Origin of the sequence: Clostridium beijerinckii (assembly GCF_036699995.1) — a bacterium.
In the GTDB taxonomy this organism is placed as follows: Bacteria; Bacillota; Clostridia; order Clostridiales; family Clostridiaceae; genus Clostridium; species Clostridium helianthi.
The window spans coordinates 3728764-3749651 of the sequence record NZ_CP144906.1; the positions used below are offsets into that span (position 1 = coordinate 3728764).

The 20888-nt window shown below is 29.2% G+C and carries 16 protein-coding genes, 1 pseudogene and 1 riboswitch; of the genes and pseudogenes, 6 read left to right on the forward strand and 11 right to left on the reverse strand.

The features are described from left to right. The first annotated feature begins 164 nt into the window (after nucleotides 1–164). Nucleotides 165–1223, forward strand: a complete 1059-nt coding sequence (locus PZA12_RS17155) for a galactose ABC transporter substrate-binding protein (RefSeq protein ID WP_103697726.1) — start codon at nucleotides 165–167, stop codon at nucleotides 1221–1223. A 592-nt stretch (nucleotides 1224–1815) separates the two neighbouring features. Further along, nucleotides 1816–2199: a desulfoferrodoxin gene (locus tag PZA12_RS17160; protein WP_078117432.1), complete on the forward strand. Its 384-nt coding sequence runs from the start codon at nucleotides 1816–1818 to the stop codon at nucleotides 2197–2199. Between the two features lie 271 nt (nucleotides 2200–2470). Here PZA12_RS17160 and PZA12_RS17165 read toward each other — a convergent pair whose 3' ends face one another. The 4 genes from PZA12_RS17165 to PZA12_RS17180 form a co-directional block, all read right to left on the reverse strand. Beyond that, nucleotides 2471–2887, reverse strand: a complete 417-nt coding sequence (locus PZA12_RS17165) for a MaoC family dehydratase (RefSeq protein WP_041898146.1) — start codon at nucleotides 2885–2887, stop codon at nucleotides 2471–2473. A 64-nt stretch (nucleotides 2888–2951) separates the two neighbouring features. Beyond that, nucleotides 2952–4346 (reverse strand): GntP family permease, encoded by a 1395-nt coding sequence (locus PZA12_RS17170; protein WP_077841828.1) that lies wholly within the window; start codon nucleotides 4344–4346, stop codon nucleotides 2952–2954. Nucleotides 4347–4420: 74 nt separating this feature from the next. Then, on the reverse strand, nucleotides 4421–5965 hold the full coding sequence (locus PZA12_RS17175) for an acyl CoA:acetate/3-ketoacid CoA transferase (RefSeq protein WP_103697727.1): 1545 nt from the start codon (nucleotides 5963–5965) through the stop codon (nucleotides 4421–4423). Between the two features lie 289 nt (nucleotides 5966–6254). Beyond that, nucleotides 6255–7979, reverse strand: coding sequence for a sigma 54-interacting transcriptional regulator (locus PZA12_RS17180; RefSeq protein ID WP_103697728.1), 1725 nt, complete (start codon nucleotides 7977–7979; stop codon nucleotides 6255–6257). Between the two features lie 500 nt (nucleotides 7980–8479). On the opposite strand from PZA12_RS17180, the gene PZA12_RS17185 reads away from it, so the two are divergent. Then, nucleotides 8480–9400, forward strand: coding sequence for a glycoside hydrolase family 18 protein (locus PZA12_RS17185; RefSeq protein WP_278286259.1), 921 nt, complete (start codon nucleotides 8480–8482; stop codon nucleotides 9398–9400). A 221-nt stretch (nucleotides 9401–9621) separates the two neighbouring features. On the opposite strand, the gene PZA12_RS17190 is transcribed toward PZA12_RS17185, so the two are convergent. Next, complete coding sequence (locus PZA12_RS17190; RefSeq protein WP_103697730.1) at nucleotides 9622–10464, reverse strand: aldo/keto reductase; 843 nt, start codon at nucleotides 10462–10464, stop codon at nucleotides 9622–9624. Nucleotides 10465–10514: 50 nt separating this feature from the next. Further along, nucleotides 10515–11150: a flavodoxin family protein gene (locus tag PZA12_RS17195; protein WP_103697731.1), complete on the reverse strand. Its 636-nt coding sequence runs from the start codon at nucleotides 11148–11150 to the stop codon at nucleotides 10515–10517. 354 nt (nucleotides 11151–11504) lie between these two features. Between PZA12_RS17195 and PZA12_RS17200 the strand changes: the two genes are divergently transcribed. Further along, complete coding sequence (locus tag PZA12_RS17200) at nucleotides 11505–11846, forward strand: winged helix-turn-helix transcriptional regulator (protein WP_103697732.1); 342 nt, start codon at nucleotides 11505–11507, stop codon at nucleotides 11844–11846. Nucleotides 11847–12472: 626 nt separating this feature from the next. Beyond that, nucleotides 12473–14187 (forward strand): annotated as a pseudogene (locus PZA12_RS17205) (methyl-accepting chemotaxis protein). Between the two features lie 410 nt (nucleotides 14188–14597). On the opposite strand, the gene PZA12_RS17215 reads toward PZA12_RS17205, so the two are convergent. From PZA12_RS17215 to PZA12_RS17230, 4 genes are all read right to left on the reverse strand, one after another. Then, on the reverse strand, nucleotides 14598–15443 hold the full coding sequence (locus PZA12_RS17215) for a hypothetical protein (RefSeq protein WP_103697733.1): 846 nt from the start codon (nucleotides 15441–15443) through the stop codon (nucleotides 14598–14600). A gap of 240 nt (nucleotides 15444–15683) precedes the next feature. Further along, nucleotides 15684–17144: a sensor histidine kinase gene (locus tag PZA12_RS17220; RefSeq protein ID WP_103697734.1), complete on the reverse strand. Its 1461-nt coding sequence runs from the start codon at nucleotides 17142–17144 to the stop codon at nucleotides 15684–15686. A gap of 5 nt (nucleotides 17145–17149) precedes the next feature. Next, nucleotides 17150–17806, reverse strand: a complete 657-nt coding sequence (locus tag PZA12_RS17225) for a response regulator transcription factor (RefSeq protein WP_103697735.1) — start codon at nucleotides 17804–17806, stop codon at nucleotides 17150–17152. Nucleotides 17807–18197: 391 nt separating this feature from the next. Continuing rightward, on the reverse strand, nucleotides 18198–18887 hold the full coding sequence (locus tag PZA12_RS17230; RefSeq protein WP_206490892.1) for a Crp/Fnr family transcriptional regulator: 690 nt from the start codon (nucleotides 18885–18887) through the stop codon (nucleotides 18198–18200). Nucleotides 18888–19016: 129 nt separating this feature from the next. Here PZA12_RS17230 and PZA12_RS17235 point away from each other — a divergent pair, with 129 nt between their 5' ends. Beyond that, entirely contained in the window at nucleotides 19017–19709 is a 693-nt protein-coding gene (locus PZA12_RS17235; protein WP_103697737.1) for a YjjG family noncanonical pyrimidine nucleotidase, read from the forward strand. A 262-nt stretch (nucleotides 19710–19971) separates the two neighbouring features. On the opposite strand, the gene PZA12_RS17240 is transcribed toward PZA12_RS17235, so the two are convergent. Next, nucleotides 19972–20478 carry a phage tail protein gene (locus PZA12_RS17240; RefSeq protein ID WP_103697738.1) on the reverse strand — a complete coding sequence of 169 codons (507 nt, stop codon included), beginning with the start codon at nucleotides 20476–20478 and terminating at the stop codon, nucleotides 19972–19974. Between the two features lie 229 nt (nucleotides 20479–20707). Further along, nucleotides 20708–20879, forward strand: a riboswitch (M-box (ykoK) riboswitch). Nucleotides 20880–20888 lie beyond the last annotated feature (9 nt).

Genomic DNA, 20888 nt, shown 5'->3' on the forward strand with positions numbered 1-20888 from the left:
ATAGATGTTTTCATGATTTAAACTATCCACTTTTAGCCCCATTATTGGGGCTTTTTTATTTATACAGAAAATTATTTTTAACTTATAGATATCATTAAATTAAGTATAAACTTTTTCTTAAAACGTATAATACATTTATAAGTACACAGGACTGGAGGATTTAAATGAAAATATTAAAAAAGATATTAGCTATAACTGCAATTACTATAATATTTAGCGCTGTGCTTAGAAGCAACTTTTTCAATAATACGGCCGTTGCAGAAAATTCTAAACAAATGTCTACCATTAGAGTTGGCCTGTTTTCGGCAGATCTTAATGATGATTATCTTATATTTCTCCGTAAAAATTTTGAAGATATACAAAATCAACATCCAAACGAAGTCATCTTCACATTTTATGACGCGAAATTCAATCAATCAACTCAAAATGCAGAACTTGATACTAAACTTAATGAAGGAGTCGATCTAATATTATTAGATATGGTTAATGTTAATGATATAGGAGACTTAATTAATAAAATATCAAAATATGAAATTCCAGTAATAGTTTTTAATAGAGAACCACTTACAATGGACGCTATAAAATCATATAAGAAGGCTCTATATGTAGGTACTGATTCAAAACAAGCTGGCGCTTTACAAGGTAAAATTATTACCGATTCTTGGAACAAGCATAAGGATTTAATTGATAAAAATAAAGATAACGTATTACAATACATAATGCTTATTGGCGAAAGACTTAATAAAACATCTATCGATAGATCAGCATATTCTACTTCAACTATTCAGCAAGCTGGAATCAAAACAGAAGAACTTGCGTCGCCTGTTTTGAATTGGGATAGAGAAACAGCACAAAATACTGTAGATGCATTATTTTTGAGGTTTGGAAGTAAGGTGGAAGCAATAATTTCAAATGATGATTCTATGGCAATTGGTGCAACTAAAGCATTACAAAAATATGGCTATAATACTGGAAATAAATCCAAGGTAATTCCTATTGTTGGAGTGGATGGCGTTCCTGAAGCCAAAGAATTAATTTCAAAAGGCTTCATGTTAGGTTCTCCTGTTCAAGATACTAGTATTATGGCTAATGCTATTTATACCATAGGTTCTAATTTAGCTCATGGAATAAATCCTACTGAAGGAACACCATACAAATTAGATGAATCTGGAGCTGCTGTTCGTATACCATACGAAGAATATACCGGCCCAATGTTTCAATAAAAAATTAAATATTTAAATAGAATTACATTGAATTGTAAGCAAATGTTAAATAATACTTCAATATAATCTTTAAGTAAAAAGGCTATCTGTTAACAAATAGCCTTTTTACTATGCAAAATTTCTTGCAGATTTATAAACTTAACATTGTTTAATAAAATTACATATTTACTATAATGTTATCTGCTTAATTTAATAATGTTTCTAAACATTCACTTCTTTATCATATTACCTGCTATTTTTAATTCAATAGAGAATTCATATCAATTCATTTTATTAACTAATAATAATTATTGACTAATATGATTGTTATGTATATAATAGTCTTAACGATAAGACTCTCATTTTTTCTAATTATGTTAGATAAATTTTAAACAATTTGATGGTTTCAATCTTAAAATATACATAAATAATAATTTTAAGATTCTTAGTCATTAAAAAGACATTTCAGAAATAAATTTAAAGAGTACAAGATTGTTGCAATGACAATTGAACTTGGTTATTTAGAGACAAGTAAAACTTTATATCCAAGATCTTGCAGAAAAATTACGAAGAAATAGTTAAAGATTTATAATTAAATTTAGGAGGTAATAAAATGACTGAATTAAAACAAGTTTATAAATGTGAAGTTTGTGGTAATATTGTGGAGGTTGTTCATAATGCTGGAGGTACACTAGTATGTTGTAATCAGCCAATGAAGCTTAAAGCTGAAAATACTACTGATGGAGCAACAGAAAAGCACGTTCCTGTAATTGAAAAAGTTGAAGGTGGAGTTTTAGTAAAGGTAGGCTCTGTAGAACATCCTATGCTTGATAATCACTATATAGAATGGATTGAAATTCATACTGAAAGTAACGTATATAAAAAATTCTTAAAACCTGGTGAAAAGCCTGAGGCTTTCTTTAAGGTAGATGAACCTGTCCTTTTTGCTAGAGAATATTGCAACTTACATGGTTTGTGGGCTGAAAAAAATTCTTAATAAAAAACTTTTTATTTAAATGAATAAAAGTCTGTACTCATTTGATTATTCCTTACATATATTAATCAAATTGTACAGGCTTACTGTTTTGCTTGAAAAACTGTCATTTGGATATTAGCACCTAAAACCTTCTAAGAAAATAATAATATACTTTCATATAATACAAATACGAAGCAGATACATTCGTTATTTTTTTATATTTTTAGTTAATACATAAAAACAGTGTAAACTTCAAATTATTGAAATTCACACTGTTTTTTAAAGCTTGTCTTTATTTAGGAGGCATTATTGTTGCTATGCCTTTAAGCACTTCAACACCATCTTGATTTGTACATGTAGTACTTAATTTTATTCTATTTTTATCTTCAATTCTTTCTATTACTTCCACTTCAGCCTTAATTGTATCTCCTATTTTTACTGGCGCCGTAAATTTTAATTCTTGTCCAAGATAAATTGAACCTGGCCCTGGCAATTGCATTCCTAATACTGCAGATACTAAACCAGCAGTTAACATTCCATGAGCGATTCTACCTTGAAACATTGTTTTTTCTGATTCAACTTGATTTATATGTGCTGGATTTAAATCTCCTGTTATTCCAGCATATAAATATACATCAGTTTCTGTAATAGTCTTTTGAAAAGATGCCTTATCTCCAATCTTTAATTCCTTTATAGTTAATCCTTTCACTAGTAATCCCCCTTCTTTGCTATATAATTTTCAGAATATTATTTGTAAGTATTTTTAATTCTAATTAAACAAAATGTATTATGCTTTGTAATGCTATCAATGCAAATACAGTTCCTGTCTTTATACAAGTGATTACAAATATATCTTTATATGATTGTTTATGAGTTAATCCTGCAATTCCAAGTAATGTTATAACTGCACCATTATGAGGTAATGTATCCATACCACCTGAAGCCATAGCAGCAACACGGTGAAGTAATTGTGGATCTATTCCAACACTATTTGCCCAAGTTAAATATTGTTTTCCAAAAGTGTCAAGTGCTATACTCATTCCTCCTGAAGCAGAACCTGTAACTCCTGAAAGAACATTTACTGTAACTGCCTCTGAAAGTAATGGGCTTCCATCTGGGTTAATATTAGTTAAAGCATGAGCTATAGATTGAAATCCTGGTAAAGTTTTGATAACATTACCGAATCCTACTTCTGATGCTGTGTTCATAACTGCTAAAAGTGATCCAATTGCACCAGCATTGATTGCTGCAGCAAAGTTTCCTTTCATACGTTTTGGGTTAATTGATACTGCAAGAGTAATACCAATTACAAGTGCAATCATAAGAGCCCAGTTATTCATTGAACCTACAACACCAGCTTCCGGTATGTTGTATGGAGCTTTAGTTACCCAAGAAACGATATCCCATTTAGGAAATACAACTTTTTGAAGAACTAGAGTCACTATAAGTACCGATGCTAATGGTAATGCTGATATAAATGGATTCGGCAAGCTGCTGTCTTCAACAATTACAGGCTCTTGCTTATGGTTTGTTCCATATCCTTCTCCTTTTGCCTGAGCTTTGCGTTTGCACCATTCTAAGTAAGATACACCACAAACTAAAACCATAATTGCACCTAGAGTTCCAAATATAGGAGCTGCATATAAATCTGTGTTAAAGAATTTCATTGGTATAGAGTTTTGAATTTGAGGTGTTCCTGGAAGCGCATCCATTGTGAATGTGAAAGCACCAACAGCAATAGTTGCAGGGACAAGTCTCTTTGGTATATCTGCTTCTTTAAATATAGAAGCTGCAAATGGATAAACAGCAAATGCTACAACGAAAAGACTTACTCCACCATAAGTTAGTATAGCTGCTGCTAATATTACAGATAGCATAGCTCGTTTTTTTCCTAATTTATCTACTATAAATTTTGCTATTGATTTTGCTGCACCAGATTGCTCCATAACCTTACCAAATACTGCACCTAGTAAGAAGAATGGAAAGTAAACTTTTACATAGTTACCCAAGTTAGGTAAGAATATTTCCGTATAAGTTGGCATAATCGCCATTCCTGAAAATATAGCTGCCATAATCGCAAATATAGGTGCGAAAACAATAACTGAGAACCCCTTATAGGCCATAAACATTAAAAGTGCTAAGCTTAATAAAATTCCTATAACTGCCATATACAAAACCTCCGTTATTTTATTATTTTTATTTTCAAATATTTTATCCGTATCCTATTCACTTATATTAGTTGTTACTTCAACTTCATAGGCTTATCTTTAAAAATTCTTTCATCCATTATTTTCAATTCCTTTGATATTATTGGCTTAAAGTCCATTTGATCAATAATATCCTTTTGTAAGTCTACTCCTGGAGCTATTTCTTCTAATGTAACTCCATCTTTTGTTAATCTGAAAACTGCTCTTTCAGTTATATATAATACCGGTTGATTCACATCTCTAGCGTAATCTCCACTGAATGTGATTTGTTCAACATTCTTAATAAACTTCTTTGACCTTCCCTCATTTTCGATTACTAGCCTACCATCAGCAACATTAATTTTAAGTCCTCCGGCTGTAAATGTGCCACAGAATATAACCTTTTTTGAATTTTGAGTTATATTTATAAATCCTCCACATCCAGCTATCTTAGGACCAAATTTACTTACATTTATATTGCCTTTTTCATCGCATTGAGCTAGTCCTAAAAATGCTACATCTAAGCCACCGCCATCATAAAAATCAAATTGAGATGACTGATCTATAATGCTATCTGGATTTATAGCTGCACCAAAACTTAAACCTCCTGCTGGGATTCCACCAATCGGGCCTGATTCAATAGTTAATCTCATTGTATCTCCTATTCCTTCTTCATTGGCAACCATTGAAATCCCCTCTGGCATACCTATGCCAAGATTAGTTACTGCATTTGGTATGAGTTCCATTGCACAACGCCTTGCTATTATTTTTCTCTCATCCATTGAAAGACATTTGATAGAATCTGCCGGCATTCTTATTTCTCCACTATAAGCAGGATTAAATACTTCAGCAAATGTCTGCATATGGTCTTCACTATTAGCTACAACTATAGAATCTACAAGTATTCCAGGGATTTTTACAAGCTTTGGATCTAAAGTTCCCTTAGAGACTATTTTCTCAACCTGAAGAATTACTTTTCCACCAGAATTTTTTGCTGCCTGTGCCATAGATAAACCATCCAGTGTTGCTGCTTCCTTTTGAAGAGTTGCATTTCCATCTTCATCTGCATATGTTGCTCTTAATACAGCTACATCTATAGGAAAAGCTTTGTAGTAGAGATATTCTTTATTATCAATTTCAATAACCTTTACAATATCCTCTGTTGTACATTCATTTAATTTTCCTCCCTCAACTCTTGGATCTACGAAAGTCTTTAAACCAACATGAGTAATTGTACCTGGTTTACCTGCCGCAATATCTCTATAAAGACTAGATATTACTCCTTGTGGAAGATTGTAAGCCTTTATTTTGTTTTCAATTGCGAGTTTTTGGATCTTAGGAGCTAATCCCCAATGACCACCTATTACCTTTGAAAGAAGGCCTTCTTGTCCTAAATGATTCAAACCTTTTTCTTTACCATCTCCTTGTCCCGCTGCATAAACAAGAGTTAAATTATTAGGGGCACCTTGTTCTAAGTATATTTCCTTAAGCTTCTTAGAAACCCCTTCTGCATGCCCAGCACCTATAAATCCACCAAATGCAACTGTGTCTCCACTTTTGATTAAGGCGATTGCTTGTTCTACCGACATTATCTTGTTCATCTTTACTCCTCCTTTTCACACTTTTATATACTCCATAAAGCAAGAGTGTAATATTTTATTTATAATTCCTTTTACACTTATTTATATAAGCAATATCCATGCCAAGATTTCGAGCATGTATTCAACGTAAAATTGCGCTTTTCTATAAGTAATTTCACAAAAAATTCTTAATCATAGAAAGTTTTTGTACGTTATTTCGTACAATTTCTTAAGTAAACATTTACATAGTGTATGATTTTCCGTACAATTATTTTGCATAAAAAAAGTAGTTGTTCGTGAGAACGAACAACTATGTTTGTATTTTATATTTTTCTATTTTCTCATATAAACTAGTACGCCCTATATCAAGAATTTTTGCTGCCTTAGTTTTATTACCATCCGCAGCCCTAAGGGCAAGAATAATAGCATTTTTTTCACTTTCAGCAAGAATATCTTGAAGCTTCTTAGGAACCATTGAAACCTTTTTTCCTGTGATCTCTTTCGGTAAATCTTTTACTTGAATAATCTCACTGTTCTCCATAATGTTTATAGCCCGCTCTAATATATTTTCTAATTCTCTTACATTACCCTTCCATTCATAAATTTTAAGATATTGTTCAGCCTCCTTAGAGATTCCTTTAACCTTCTTATCTAAATCAACTGAAAGCTTTTTTATTAAATGATTAGAAATAAGTATTATATCGTTTCCCCTTTCTCTTAAAGGTGGAATTTCAATTGTCACGACATTAAGTCTATAATATAAATCTTCACGAAACTTACCTTCTTCAACTAATCTTTCAAGATTCCTATTTGTTGCAGCAATTATTCTAATATTAATCTTTTTACTAGCTACGCCACCAACTTTTTCAACTTCTCTTTCTTGAATAACTCTTAATAGCTTTACCTGCATATGGAGAGGCATATCTCCAATCTCATCTAGAAATATAGTACCTTCATTTGCAATCTCGAATTTTCCTATCTTACCTTCTTTTTTGGCACCTGTAAAAGCTCCTGCTTCATAGCCAAATAATTCTGATTCAAGTAAATCACTTGGAATTGCTGCACAATTAACCTTAACAAATGGCCCTTCATGTCTATTACTTTCTGAATGTATTGCATGTGCAAAGATTTCTTTACCTGTACCGCTTTCCCCTAAAATGAGAACATTTGAATTTGTATGAGCAGCTTTTTCAACTATAGCTTTAGCCATAACAATAGGTTCACTATCACCTATAATATTTTCAAGAGAATAATTTGCTTTATTGAATTCTCTAAGCTTTGATTTATAAGTAGCTAATTCCTTTTCTATAACGCTTATTCGTTTATAAAGGCTATTTAATTCTTTTACATTTCTAAATAAGACCTTCCCCACTACCCCAATAATTTCTCCATTTTTTACTATTGGTATTCTTGACGCTATCATATAGCTTCCTTTTATCTTATGAAGTTGCGCTACTTCTTCTTTTCCAGTTTCTAATACTATTGGCATTCTAGTATTTTCTATCACTTCATTTACATGCCTGCCGATAGCATCCTCTCTCTTAATCCCTAAAAATTCTGTATAGGCATTACTGATCATAGTAACTATCCCCTGCTTATCAATGATAATCATTCCATCATAAGCAGTTTCAATCACAGTATTTAGTATTTCTTTGCTATCTCTCTCTTCCTCAAGCTTATGAATTAACTGATTATAATTTGTCACATTACTAAAAATCAGCATCGATCTCTGGGTATCAGTATTTTCTCCAAAAGGTATAATACTCAAGATCAAATTCAATTCATTAACTACTATTGGCCTTTTAATTTCCTCTTTTTTAGTTGACAGAAAGTATTCTATATCTGGCTCTGGCATTATTTCGTTAATATTCTTGCCTAAACCACCTTTACTATCTATGTCAAAAAGAATACTAGCTGCTTCATTAATAAAAAGTATTTTATCGTTACTATCAACTGCAATTATTGCATTAAACATATTATCTAATATTACTTCAAGCTTACTAATATAATTTTTGAATAATGGTTTGTTGCTCATGTAACACCTTCTCTCTTAAATCTTATTTTTAAGTATTTTACTAAAGATTCCAAGTAAATACAAGGGATAAAGTAACTGTTTTGGAACATGGTATTCAGCTTTATATTCCCATTTATAAGCCTTCCACATATACTTTTATTAAATACAAATAAAACTTTTAAAAATATAGATATTAGCCTTTAAAACTATATTTATGTGTTAACTTAAAGTTTTATCAACTTTTTTAATATGCTCATCTAACGAATCTAAATTAAAAGCATTGTTATTTAGGATATATTTCATAGTGTGAATCCAGGCCATAATTGATTTATCTACACACATATTCCAATAATAAATCTATCTTAAAACTCTAGCGAGCCAAGTAGTCAATTAGTCCTAAATAATTGCAATATATATGTACTTAAATTAAATATAAATATTTTATAAACATTTAGAAGGGACTGATAGAAATAAAAAGAATAACTTCATCTTATTATTCATCTAATACAGCTAAATATAGAATAGTAGGATATATACACGGTGCCACTACCAATGTAAATCCTAACAAATTAACTCATATTAATTACGCTTTTGGAAGTATTATAAACAGTTCAATTTTCATTCCTGATGATCAAAATTTAATGAATTTGGTATCATTAAAATCTCAAAATCCCAAATTAATGGTCATTCTTTCAATAGGTGGTTGGGGAGCTGAAGGCTTTTCCGATGCAGCCTATTTAGAATCCTCACGGAATAGTTTTGCAAATAGCTGTCTGGATATCGTAAATAACTATGGTATAGATGGAATAGACCTTGATTGGGAATATCCTGTTAGCGACTCTTGTAACCTAATTAAATGTACTCCTAAAGATAAAGAAAATTTCACGCTTTTACTTAAATCTATACGTAACAAAATTGGAACGAATAAAATACTCAGTATTGCAGCTGGAGCAGATAAATTTTACATTAATAATGTTGAAATTAATGAAATAGTAAATATCTGCGATTATATAAATTTAATGACTTATGACTTTGGTTATAATGCTCATAATGCAAATCTTTATCCAACTTCTTCCCCCTATGGATCAGGTTTTAGCTGTGATGAATCAGTAAACATATTTTTGCAGGCAGGTGTTCCGGCTATGAAAATTAATTTAGGTATTCCTTTTTATGGGTATCATGGTCATGAATATCTTTCATATGGAAATCTACTTGAAAATTATATAAATAAAAATGGTTGGACTAGATACTGGGATTATGAAGCAAAAGCCGCTTATTTAAAAAATGATGATTCATTTATTACTTATGAGGATGAAGAATCAATTGAGTATAAAATTAAGTATATAAAATCAAAAGGTCTTGGCGGCGCAATGTTCTGGGAATATAATCAAGATTACAATGGTATTCTTCTAAATAAATTATGGACAGGTTTAAACGAATAATATTATATTCATAAAAAAATAAAAATAGGATGTAACATAATTCATCCTATTCTTATAAATATATATCTTTTAAAATACCATTTTATTGAATTTAATTTTTGAAATACTAATTTATTAAATTTAGTTTTTAATCTTTTTTAAAATACAAAATTACGAATCTTTCGCTCATGAACTTAAAACTACTAAAACATAAATTATCTTAAAATAATGTTTTTAAGCAATTAGAAATCAAAATTATCCGGATCAGGTCCTACCCTAAAATCTTCATTTAATGAATTTATTTTCTCTACTTCTTCGTCAGTCAAATCAAAATCGAATATTTGTGAATTTTCTATTATTCTGCTTTCATTTATAGACTTAGGAATAGTCACAACATCATTTTGAATATCCCAACGTAATATTACTTGTGCAACAGATTTATTATGGCTTTTAGCAATCTCTTTTAATACTTCATTATCAAATAACTTGCCAACCATAAGTGGTGACCATGCTTCAACTTGAATATTATTTTGTTTACAAAACTCTCTCACCTTCATTTGTGTTAAGCGAGGATGAAATTCTATTTGATTTACCATCGGGTTAATTTCTGAATCCTTCATTAAATCCTCAAGATGGCTTACTTGAAAATTACTTACTCCTATAGACTTCACTTTTCCTTGTTTATATAAGTATTCTAAAGCTCTCCAAGCATCCTTATACTTTCCTGCTACAGGCCAATGTATAAGATATAAATCTAAGTAATCAAGTCCAAGCCTATTTAAACTTTCATCATAAGCCTTTATTGCAGACTCATATCCTAAATCAGCATTCCAAACCTTAGATGTTATAAATAACTCTTCTCTGGAAATACCAGCTTCTTTTATCCCTTCTGCAATTCCTTTCCCCATACTCACTTCATTGCCATAAACAGCTGCACCATCAATACTTCTATAACCATGCTTTATTGCAGCCTTTACTGCATTAGCTAGTTCTGGAGTATCTTCTGCTCTAAAAACACCAAGACCTAATAATGGCATTTTTACGCCATTACTTAAAGTTACTGTTTTATCAAACTTACTTATCATACTCTCTTTCTCCTTATAAATTATTAATTTAGTCATTATCCTCTTAAACTCTATCTTATGAAGTTAGTAAATACTTTCTCTTCAGCTTCACTTTCTTCTACATTAGCTTTCCCAGAATCAGCAAGTTTTAATAACCATGCCATGTTCTTTCCTAAAACCCTCATTATCTGCATTCCTTCCTCATCCTGCACTGCTTCTCCTGGTGCTGTACCATGAACTACGTTCCAATAATTTGATGTTGGCATTAACATCTCAGAATAATTAAGATAATTATTTAACTGAGTAAATGTTGGAACTCCACCAGACCTTCTAACTGCAACAACACTTGCACCTACTTTGTGTCTAAGCATACCATTATTTACAGATGTAACATAAAACGCACGATCTAAAAATGATTTCATAGTTCCTGCTATAGCAGAATAATGCACTGGAGAGCCTAGAATGATTCCATCAGCTTCTTTCATCTTTTGAATCCAATCGTTGACTTCATCATTCTGCATAACACACTTTTCGTTCATATTTCTGGCACATCCGCCACAAGCCATACATCCACGTATAACCTTATTTCCAACATGAACTATTTCTACATCTATATTCTCTTTCTTTAATTCTTCTGCTACAGCTTTTATTGCCTCGTAAGTATTTCCATTCTTTTTAGGACTTCCATTAAAAGCAACTACTTTCATAATACATACCTCCATAATATTAAAATCATGATGTGATTATATAACTCAGTAATGTAAGTAACAAGTACGCACTTTTTAGTTAGACAACTTACTTTTTGGTAAGAATTATTGAATAACCTATATGTAAGGCCATAATAAATTTTTCCTAAAATAATAATATCCTAATTATAATTCGCAATATATAACTTATTCTAATAGTCATGGTAAAATAACCATTGTCCTATACAATCTTCCAAATCATTACTAACATATATTTTTCATTTTAGTTAATTGATTTGATATTATCAGACAGGTTGTTTATACTAATATCTAGTAACATTTATTAAATATTAAAAAACGAAAGCGGGTAACTAAATGGTAAATTATAACGGAAGAAGTTATGTGTGCTTATTAGATTTTGCGATGGATTTTATAAGAGGAAAATGGAAGGCAGTTTTATTATGTCATTTATATAATGAACCAAAAAGATTCCTAGAGCTTCAACGAATGACTGAAGGAATAAGCCAAAAAGTCTTAAATGAAAAACTTAAAGAATTAGAAAATGATGAACTTGTATGTAAAAAGGTTTATGCAGAAATTCCACCAAAAGTTGAATACTCCCTCACTGATAAAGGAAAAGAGCTTACTAGTATTATTAAGGAAATTGAGTCTTGGTCGGTTAAACACTACCCTGAGTTAGATAATAAATGTATTTAATTCTATTACTTTTATATAAAAAAGATAAAGAAGAACATTTTCTGTTTAGATCTGATTCTTCTTTATTCTTTAAATACATCAATCTTGCCTTTTTATTAATTACTTGAGTGCATAATTTATTCTGATGTCCCTTCTCTGTATCTTCTACTATTATACTTTTTCATATCTTGAGATATATTACTACTTTTTAGTATTATAGTATTTCTAAATATTTATTAGAGATTTTATACTACTGATCAATTATATATCATCCTAATTTAATCATATTAATGTTATTATAAAAACTCATTTAACTTATCTTAAAATCTAAGAAATATTATAACCATACTTGGTTATAATATTAGTTTTTTCTACATTTTTCTTTATTATCTCTAAATTTTTTGATTTTAATTCCGATTATTATAAATATATACGTTCTGCATAATATAATTCATTTTTGATAAGATTATTTGGTTTGCAGCAACTGGTAGTTTAAACCAAATTTCTATGAATTAAAATTGGGGAGTATGTAGACTTTTAATTGAATTAAAACTTTTTTCTCAAAAACAAATTATTTATATTCAACTTTTAATGGAGGTGAGTAAACAGAAGACTTTCACATAAAAAAATAAAGAGGGGCTGATTTAATGATTTGGTTTAAAAATTTAAAAATATCTCATAAACTTATTTCCACTTTTACTTTTGTTTCAATTTTAGTATGTATTGTTGGTTTTATTGGATTATATAATATGAATATAATTAATCACAATGCAACTTCCATGCATGATTACAACTTAGCCTCAATAAACAGCTTAACTACTTTAAAGCAAAATATTTCTGATATACGTTCAGATTTGCTAAAACTTACATATCAAAGAAATGTTAGCGAAAAAGATACAGTTAAAAAAGATATTAAGAACTTAATTGACAAGAATAGTGAACTTATAAAAATATATGAGAGCACTTTAATTTCTGAATCTGAGAAACCTACTTTTTCTAATCTTAAAGAAAACCTTAATAAATATGTTGATTTATCTAACTCAATAATAAAATTTGTAGATGAGAATAACTTTAGTGAAGCTGATGAAAATTATTCTAAAGTTACCGAAACCAGAAAGAGCATATACTCTAATATGGATGAATTAATACAAAATAATGTTAACCAAGCCGATGATTCTTACAAGGAAAATAACTCAACCTTTAAAAGATCTTTATATATAACAATCTCTATAATATTTATTAGTTTACTACTAGCCGTTATTTTAGGTTTATCAATTTCATTTATGATTTCAAAACAAGTAAAAAAAGTTTTAGTTTTTTCTGAAGCTCTTGGTAATGGTGACTTGACTAAATCTATAGCTGTTGATTCTAAAGACGAGATAGGTAATCTTTCACTGGCATTAAATAAGGCAAAAGAAAATATACATGATTTAATCGTTGAAATAATGAACAGTTCAAGCGATATAAGCGCTACAAGTGAAGAACTTTCTGCCACTACTGAAGAAATTTCTTCTAAAATGGAAATTGTGAATGAATCCACAAAACATATATCTAAAGGTGTTCAAGATTTAAGCGCTACCACAGAAGAAGTAACTGCATCAACGGAAGAAATAAGTAGCGCCATAAATTCCATCGCTAAAGATGCAGAAAATTCATTAGTATCAGTAAATGAAATAAAAGAACGTGCTTCTAATATTAGAAATAAATCTTCAAAAAGTATTGAAGAAAGTAATTTAATTTATGATAAAAATCGTTCAAACATTTTAGAAGCAATTGAAAATTCTAAAATTGTATCAGAAGTTAGAATAATGGCAAATTCTATTGGGAGTATAGCAGAACAGACAAATTTATTGGCCCTAAATGCTGCTATTGAAGCCGCTAGAGCCGGTGAACATGGAAAGGGTTTTGCAGTAGTTGCTGACGAAGTTAGAAAGCTTGCTGAACAATCTTCCAATGCAGTTTATAATATTCAAACTATGGTATCACAAGTTGAAGCTTCTGTAGAAAGTTTATCAAAAAGCGGACAAGATGTTCTTGAATTTATGGCTGACAATGTTAAACCTAATTATGAACTCCTTATGAATACAGGAATTGAATATGAAAAGGATTCTGAATTTATAAGTAATATTATAGATAAATCTGCCTCTTCTTCGAAACAAATGGATGAAGTTATAATGCAGATATAAGTGGTGCAATACAAAATGTATCTTCAGTAGCTCAAGAATCTGCTTCAAATACAGAAGAAATATTAAATAGCATTACTGAAGTTACCTTTGCTCTTTCAGATGTTACAAAATCTGCTCAAAGTCAAGCTGAACTTTCACAAAAACTTAATGAAATGATTCAAAGATTTAAAATATAATACAAAATCAAAATAATTTATGAAAGTTTAAAATTATCTTTGCAAATCTCATATAAAATAGCCTGTACAAATTTTATTTGATAATATAATAAATTGTCAAATAAAATTTGCATAGGCTATTTCTTTTTTGTAATATACATGGAAGCACAGGTTCAAGGCATCTAGGCTCATACTGATGGAATCATTAGTATATCACGGGTGAATTTACTCCATATACCCAAACTAATTATCTGCTGATCGATTCATGATATGCGTTAGCAAAAGTTTTGCTAACGCTTCAGTAAATGGGTATCACAGCATAGGAATAATCAAATCTAATAGAGTTATATATCCTGCTATCATTAAAGCTGGTGTTGATAATTTTCCAGAATATATCAATTCCAAATTAGGACTAGTAGCTTAAGGTTTTCCTATTTAGTGCCAAGCCTAGTTTCATTAATTTCTATATTGTATTCTAAATCTGCATAAGCTTTTATCGAAAAACCGTCTACCTTGCCTGTATATGGACTAATAAATATCTCCACTTTTTTAGAAGAATCATTTTCATCTTGATAAAAAAGACGATGTCCATTTTCGCCTGCTACAAGTATACACTTAGGTTTTTCTATATCCCCTAGCTTATGCTGCTTAATAAAATCTTCAGCTGTATCTTTTAATTGTTCTTGAGAAATTGTTAACTTAGGTTTGGATTCATCAAGATATCCTTCACTAATCAATACATAATCTATTTCCTTTGTATTTTCATTAAAATCAAACATATAGCATTTATCTTCATTAATTCCAACCCATCCTGCTTGAACCATTCCATGCTTTAATTTTGCTACCCTATCCTTAAGTCCATTATCATTTTCTTCAACAAAATCCATTTCCTTATCATATTCTTCCTTAGATATTTCTTTCTTATCATATGAATCTTGTATATCTTTTTTTTCTAGTGGCTTTATTGCATCCAAAGTTTTTTCATTTAATATATCTGCATTAAACTTAAAATCTTCATTTTCTTCAACTGATGATATGTTAAAATACTCTTTTAAAATATCTAAAGATTTCTGCCTATAAGCTTCCTTCTCATCACCAATTACTAGGCCTGTTCCATCATCTTGTGATATTGTTGAAGTATTATCTTTAGTGTAAACAACATTTTGTTTTATAATATCTGCAAAAGCTCCTTTCATATTAATTTGATTAAATATAGCAAAAGTAGATGCTACTATTCCTACTGTTAACAATACTGCTACTATTTTTTTAGAATGCACAATAATCCCTCCATAATACATTTTTTTAATTGTGCGTAAGTACTTACCCCACTCTTTAAGTATAAAATTTGAATGTCCCAAAAGTTTATTGTAGTTGTAAAATAGTTGTAAACTTACATATACTTAACTTATAAAGTAAATTAACAATCTAGAATTCCCTATTCTTATTTATGCTGTTTGACCTTCAAACTATCTAAAACTAATTATCTAAAGTATGCACACAAGTTAAGTTCGTACTTTTTAATTCACAAGCTTATCATTTATTTTAGTAACGGAATTATTAAAAATCAAAGTAACTTCTGTTCCTATACCTAAATCACTACTTATTTTAATATCTGCATTATGAACCTCTGCTATCTTTTTACATATAGAAAGACCAATTCCTGCTCCATTATTTTTTCTACTTCTAGCTTTATCAACTACATAAAATGGCTGCCAAAGTTTATCTAAATGTTCTTTAGCTATTCCTAAACCTGAATCTACTACAGATAGGTAAGTTTTATTCTGGAAAATGTATATTTTTATATATATTTTCGAATTATTTTTAGATGCTTTTATAGCATTTTCAACTAGATTAGATAATGCCATAGTAATTAGATCCTTGTCTATATCTAGTACGCAATCCTCTCCTTCAATAATTAAGTCTATATTTTTATCTTTAAGTTTACTAGATAACAATCTTCTAACCTCGTTTATTATAGTAAATATTTTTTCAGGCATTAACTCGATTTCTTGAGTCTTTGTATAAATTAAATCCATCATTTTAAAAGCCATCTTTTCAAGCCTTTTTCCTTCTTTATATATGTAATCCGAAGCTTCAACAAATACCTCTTCGCTATATTTTGATGTTCTAATTAAATTTGCATATCCAATTATTGAAGTTAAAGGTGTCTTAAGTTCATGAGTCAGATTATTTATAAAGGTTTCCTTCTCAATATTGGATGTTTCAAGTTCGTTTATTTTTTCTTCTATTGTCTGCGCCATAAGATTAAAATTATTTGAAAGCACGCTAAATTCATCTCTTGATTTAATTTTCACCCTTTCTGAATACTGGCCAAGAGATATTTTCTGGGTCGAAGCTATTAATGTATTTATTGGTTTTGTTATTAATTTGCTTATAAAAAACATAAAAATAGCAAAAAGAGAACAGATTAAAATATCTAATTTCATAAAAAGAGCATATTGATTTATTTTTTCAGAATATATATTTGAAATATCTTTCGCATAGTGCACTTTTATTGGATAGTCATATACATTAACTAAGCTACTAGCGTACAAATACTGTTTTCCATCTACTGTCCTAATAATATAGTTGGTTTTTCCTGGCAAAAGGTCTTCTAGTTCATCCTTTTCGTTTGAAAATGGAAATTTCATGTCTGAAAATAATATATTATTCCTAGAATCTAAGATTTCTACGTCTCCATGCTGTTCTGTTCCACTATTGGCAGCCTTATTATATTCATCCATTAAAGTCCCGATTAATATATTTATATCATAGGTATTACTTGAATAGATTTTTTGCATATACATAGAATTAACACTTAATTGTGAAGACGCAAATTTTTGTTCTGCTAAGCATTTATCAACTTCTTTTTGTAGCAGATCATTATGAAGTTTTTGTATCAATATAAATCCAGCTATGTTTAAAGTGAATACAAGTAATAGTAACGAAAAAAGATATATTTTAAGCCATAACTTCATGTATTTCACTCCTCTAACCTATATCCAATTTTATATACAGTTTTTATGTTATCAGCAATATCAAGCTTTTTTCTTATTTTTTGTATATGAGTATCTATTGTTCTGGTCTCCCCCATATACTCATATCCCCAAATTTTTTCTAATAAATACTCCCTAGATAATGCCATATTTTTATTTTTCACAAGCAAAAGTATGAGCTCAAATTCCTTTAAAGTAAGATCAATTGCCTCATCTCCATTTTTTATAATCCTTTCGTCTTCATATATTTTTAGTCTTTTAAATTCTATACAGTTATTATTTTTTGAATATCTTCTTAGTACTATTTCAATTCTTGCTAGTAATTCAACTGTTTCAAATGGTTTAACAATATAATCCTCTGCACCAGATTTTAAGCCAGTTATTTTATCAGCAAGTCCATTTTTAGCAGTCAGAAATATTACTGGTATATTTAAACCTCTTATTCTCTTCATTATTTCAAAGCCATCTATACCTGGCAGCATAATATCCATGAGTATAAGATCAAAAGACTCTTGTTTAATTAAATCGAAAGCCTCCATTCCATCAAATACCTGCTTGCATTCATAACCAGCCATTCCTAAGCTTATCCGTATTAAATTAGATATAGCTTCATCATCTTCTACAATTAAAATGTTTATCTTCAATTATGTATTTCCCCCTAATAACTAACGTGATATTTTAAAGCAAATTCTTCAATTTAACCTTCATCTCCATTATATAACATAACTTCCAATGAAATTGCAAAATAGTTGTAAAATAAATTTAGACCTAACTGCATATATGAGCTCAAGATAGCTAAATTATGCTTACTTCATAATAGGCCTAAGCCCTTAAACTTTTCACAATGTTTTAAATATTTAAATAAGCTTATTTTATCCCTTAAAATTTTATGATATATTTTGGCACTAAAAAATACTTAGAGTTCGTATTTCTCTAAGTATTATCTATTTATATATATTATTCTAATACGATGCTGGCTTTATTAGATTGTACTTTTACAGTTCTTAATAGAAATCTCTTTTTGATATATTTATATTAAAGAGATTTTACATAAATGTTTTTTGAAAGCTCCTTTAGTTTTTTTATATCTAGTATATTTATCTTCTTATTTTCACACCTTACGATTCCCTGTGCTTCCAATTCTTTAAAAGTTCTATTTAAATGCCTGTAAGTAGTTCCTAAAAATTCAGCAATCTCTAAATAAGATGAATTTAAAATTATGTAACTTTCATCTATTATATGTTCCACCAAATAACTAGATAACCTATTAGCAAGTGGATACACAAAATTATATGAACTATTATTAATAGTTGCATAAAGTTTTTCACTTAAAGAATCTACTAAATGATGTAAAAACTTCGTATTATTAAAATAGTTTTCTCTTAATATATCTGATGGAATTCCTATTAAATAAGTATCTTCTACTGCATTAATATTGCAAAGTATAGGGATGTTTTTTAAAAGTTCTAAATCTCCTACAGTATTAAAATCTCTATAAAATTTTAATAGCATTGATTTACCATTTTCAAAAGGATAAAATACTTTAATTTTTCCATCAACAATTAGATAATAATATTCAAGTTTTTCTTCTGACTTCATTATATATTCTTCTTTTTCATAGAAATGAAGCTGAAAATGTTTTAGTATTGTGTCATCAAATATGCTTTTTATGTTATGCTTCTTAATATAATAATTTAAAAGTTTATTATCTAAAATTTTCTTCATAGACTCTCCTAACATGACTTATGTCATTTTCAAATTCTTATAAATATATTATTTTATTAACAGAGCATTGTAAATAAAATTTAATTTTGATTTTTACAAATTTATATTCAACTATACGGAGGACATATTATGAACTATGAAGTTATACTATTTGATGCAGACGATACTTTATTTGATTTTAAAAAATCTGAAAGGGAGGCTTTCAAAAACACTATACTCGAATTTAATATCAATTACGATGAAAATTACCATTTAAAAATATATCACGATATAAATACTGCTATATGGAAAGAGTTTGAACAAGGCTTAATTACTCAGGAAAAACTTAAGGTAGAAAGATTTAAAAGACTTGCGGATAAACTTAAAATTTCCTTTGATGAGATTGAATTTGCTAAATCATATATGCAAAATTTATCTAACTGCTCCTTTTTATTTGATGGCATCCTAGAGCTTATAGAGCATTTAAGTAAAAGCTATAAACTCTTAATAATTACTAATGGTCTCACAGCTGTACAAGAAAATAGAATCAGAAAGTCAATTATATCAAAACATTTTGAAGATGTAGTTATATCTGAGGAAATCTCTATCTCAAAACCTAATCCAAAAATATTTGAACATGCTCTAGAAAATATATATCACACTAATAAAAATACAGTACTTATGGTTGGAGATAGCTTGACCTCTGATATACAGGGTGGAATAAACTTCGGTATAGATACCTGTTGGTATAATCCAAATAAACTTGAGAATAATTCAAATATAGCACCTAAGTATGAAATATCTAACTTTGACGAACTTAAGCATTTACTAATTAATTCCTAGGATTTATTACTCTTCATTTTAAAATTTAATAGACCTTAAATTTTATGTACTTATGAAATTTAGGATTAAGCTGCCATATCACATGACACATAAGTTCTAAATATTATAATTCATTCTTTATAAATAAAGCAAAATAACACAAAACTTTCATTATTCGAAATGCTGCAATTTTCTTTAAAATAAAGAAGACTAACAGAATAATTCAACTTCAATCTGTTAGTCTTCCAGATCTAAAATATTATATTAAATATTGTTATTTTCCTTAATTCTTACTTGTTGCATTGTTTTCAGATGATTGATTTACTTGATTATTTGCTGTGTTTTGACTATCTGAAATATTTTTGTTATCTGCTTTAGCAGTATTTATATTTTGACCAGTAGTTAAGTATTTTGAAAATATAAATGTTAAAGTGGTAAAATCATATTTTTTATCGTCAATAATAATTGAATCTTGTACTAACTTTCCACTTCCATCAAAATAATACCACATTCCATTATTCTTCAACCATGAATTTGATGCCATAACTCCATTTGTCCAGAAATAATACCAGCTTCCATTATACTTCATCCATTGAGTTGTCGCAGAACCATCTTCCTGAAAATAGTACCAATCTCCGTTGACTTGTTTCCATCCCTTTGCTTTTATTCCATTCTCTACCCAATACGAATGTTTATATTTATCTTGCTTCCAAGTTGCAGAAGCTGCTACTGGAATAATCCCTATTATTGATATGGCCAGTAATGATGATATTATTAACCTTTTTACCATTTTATCGTCCCCTATCCATTAAATTAATAATACTATTATATCATATTAATATTACATTTTATTCTAATTTTTTGCAATTATAATCAATTCTTACTTTAGTGTTTTATAACTTCCATATTAAAAATATAACTGCATAAAATCCACTTACTATGTATATAAAAAAAATTTTTCTACTATTGACGGCTTGTACCATGTCGTAGTAAAATTAAGGCGGAAAACAAAAGCTAAATAAAAACTTTGTTAGGTGAGGCTCCTATATAGATACATGCTGCTGCCCGGAAACGTCGAGAGACGCCAATGGGTCAACAGGTATTGCCGGATTAAGGTTCTACTTAATGTAGCCGAAAACCATGTGGTTTTCTATGCTCTATAGTGCTAAAACTCAACGAGTGAAGGTTAATACAACAAAT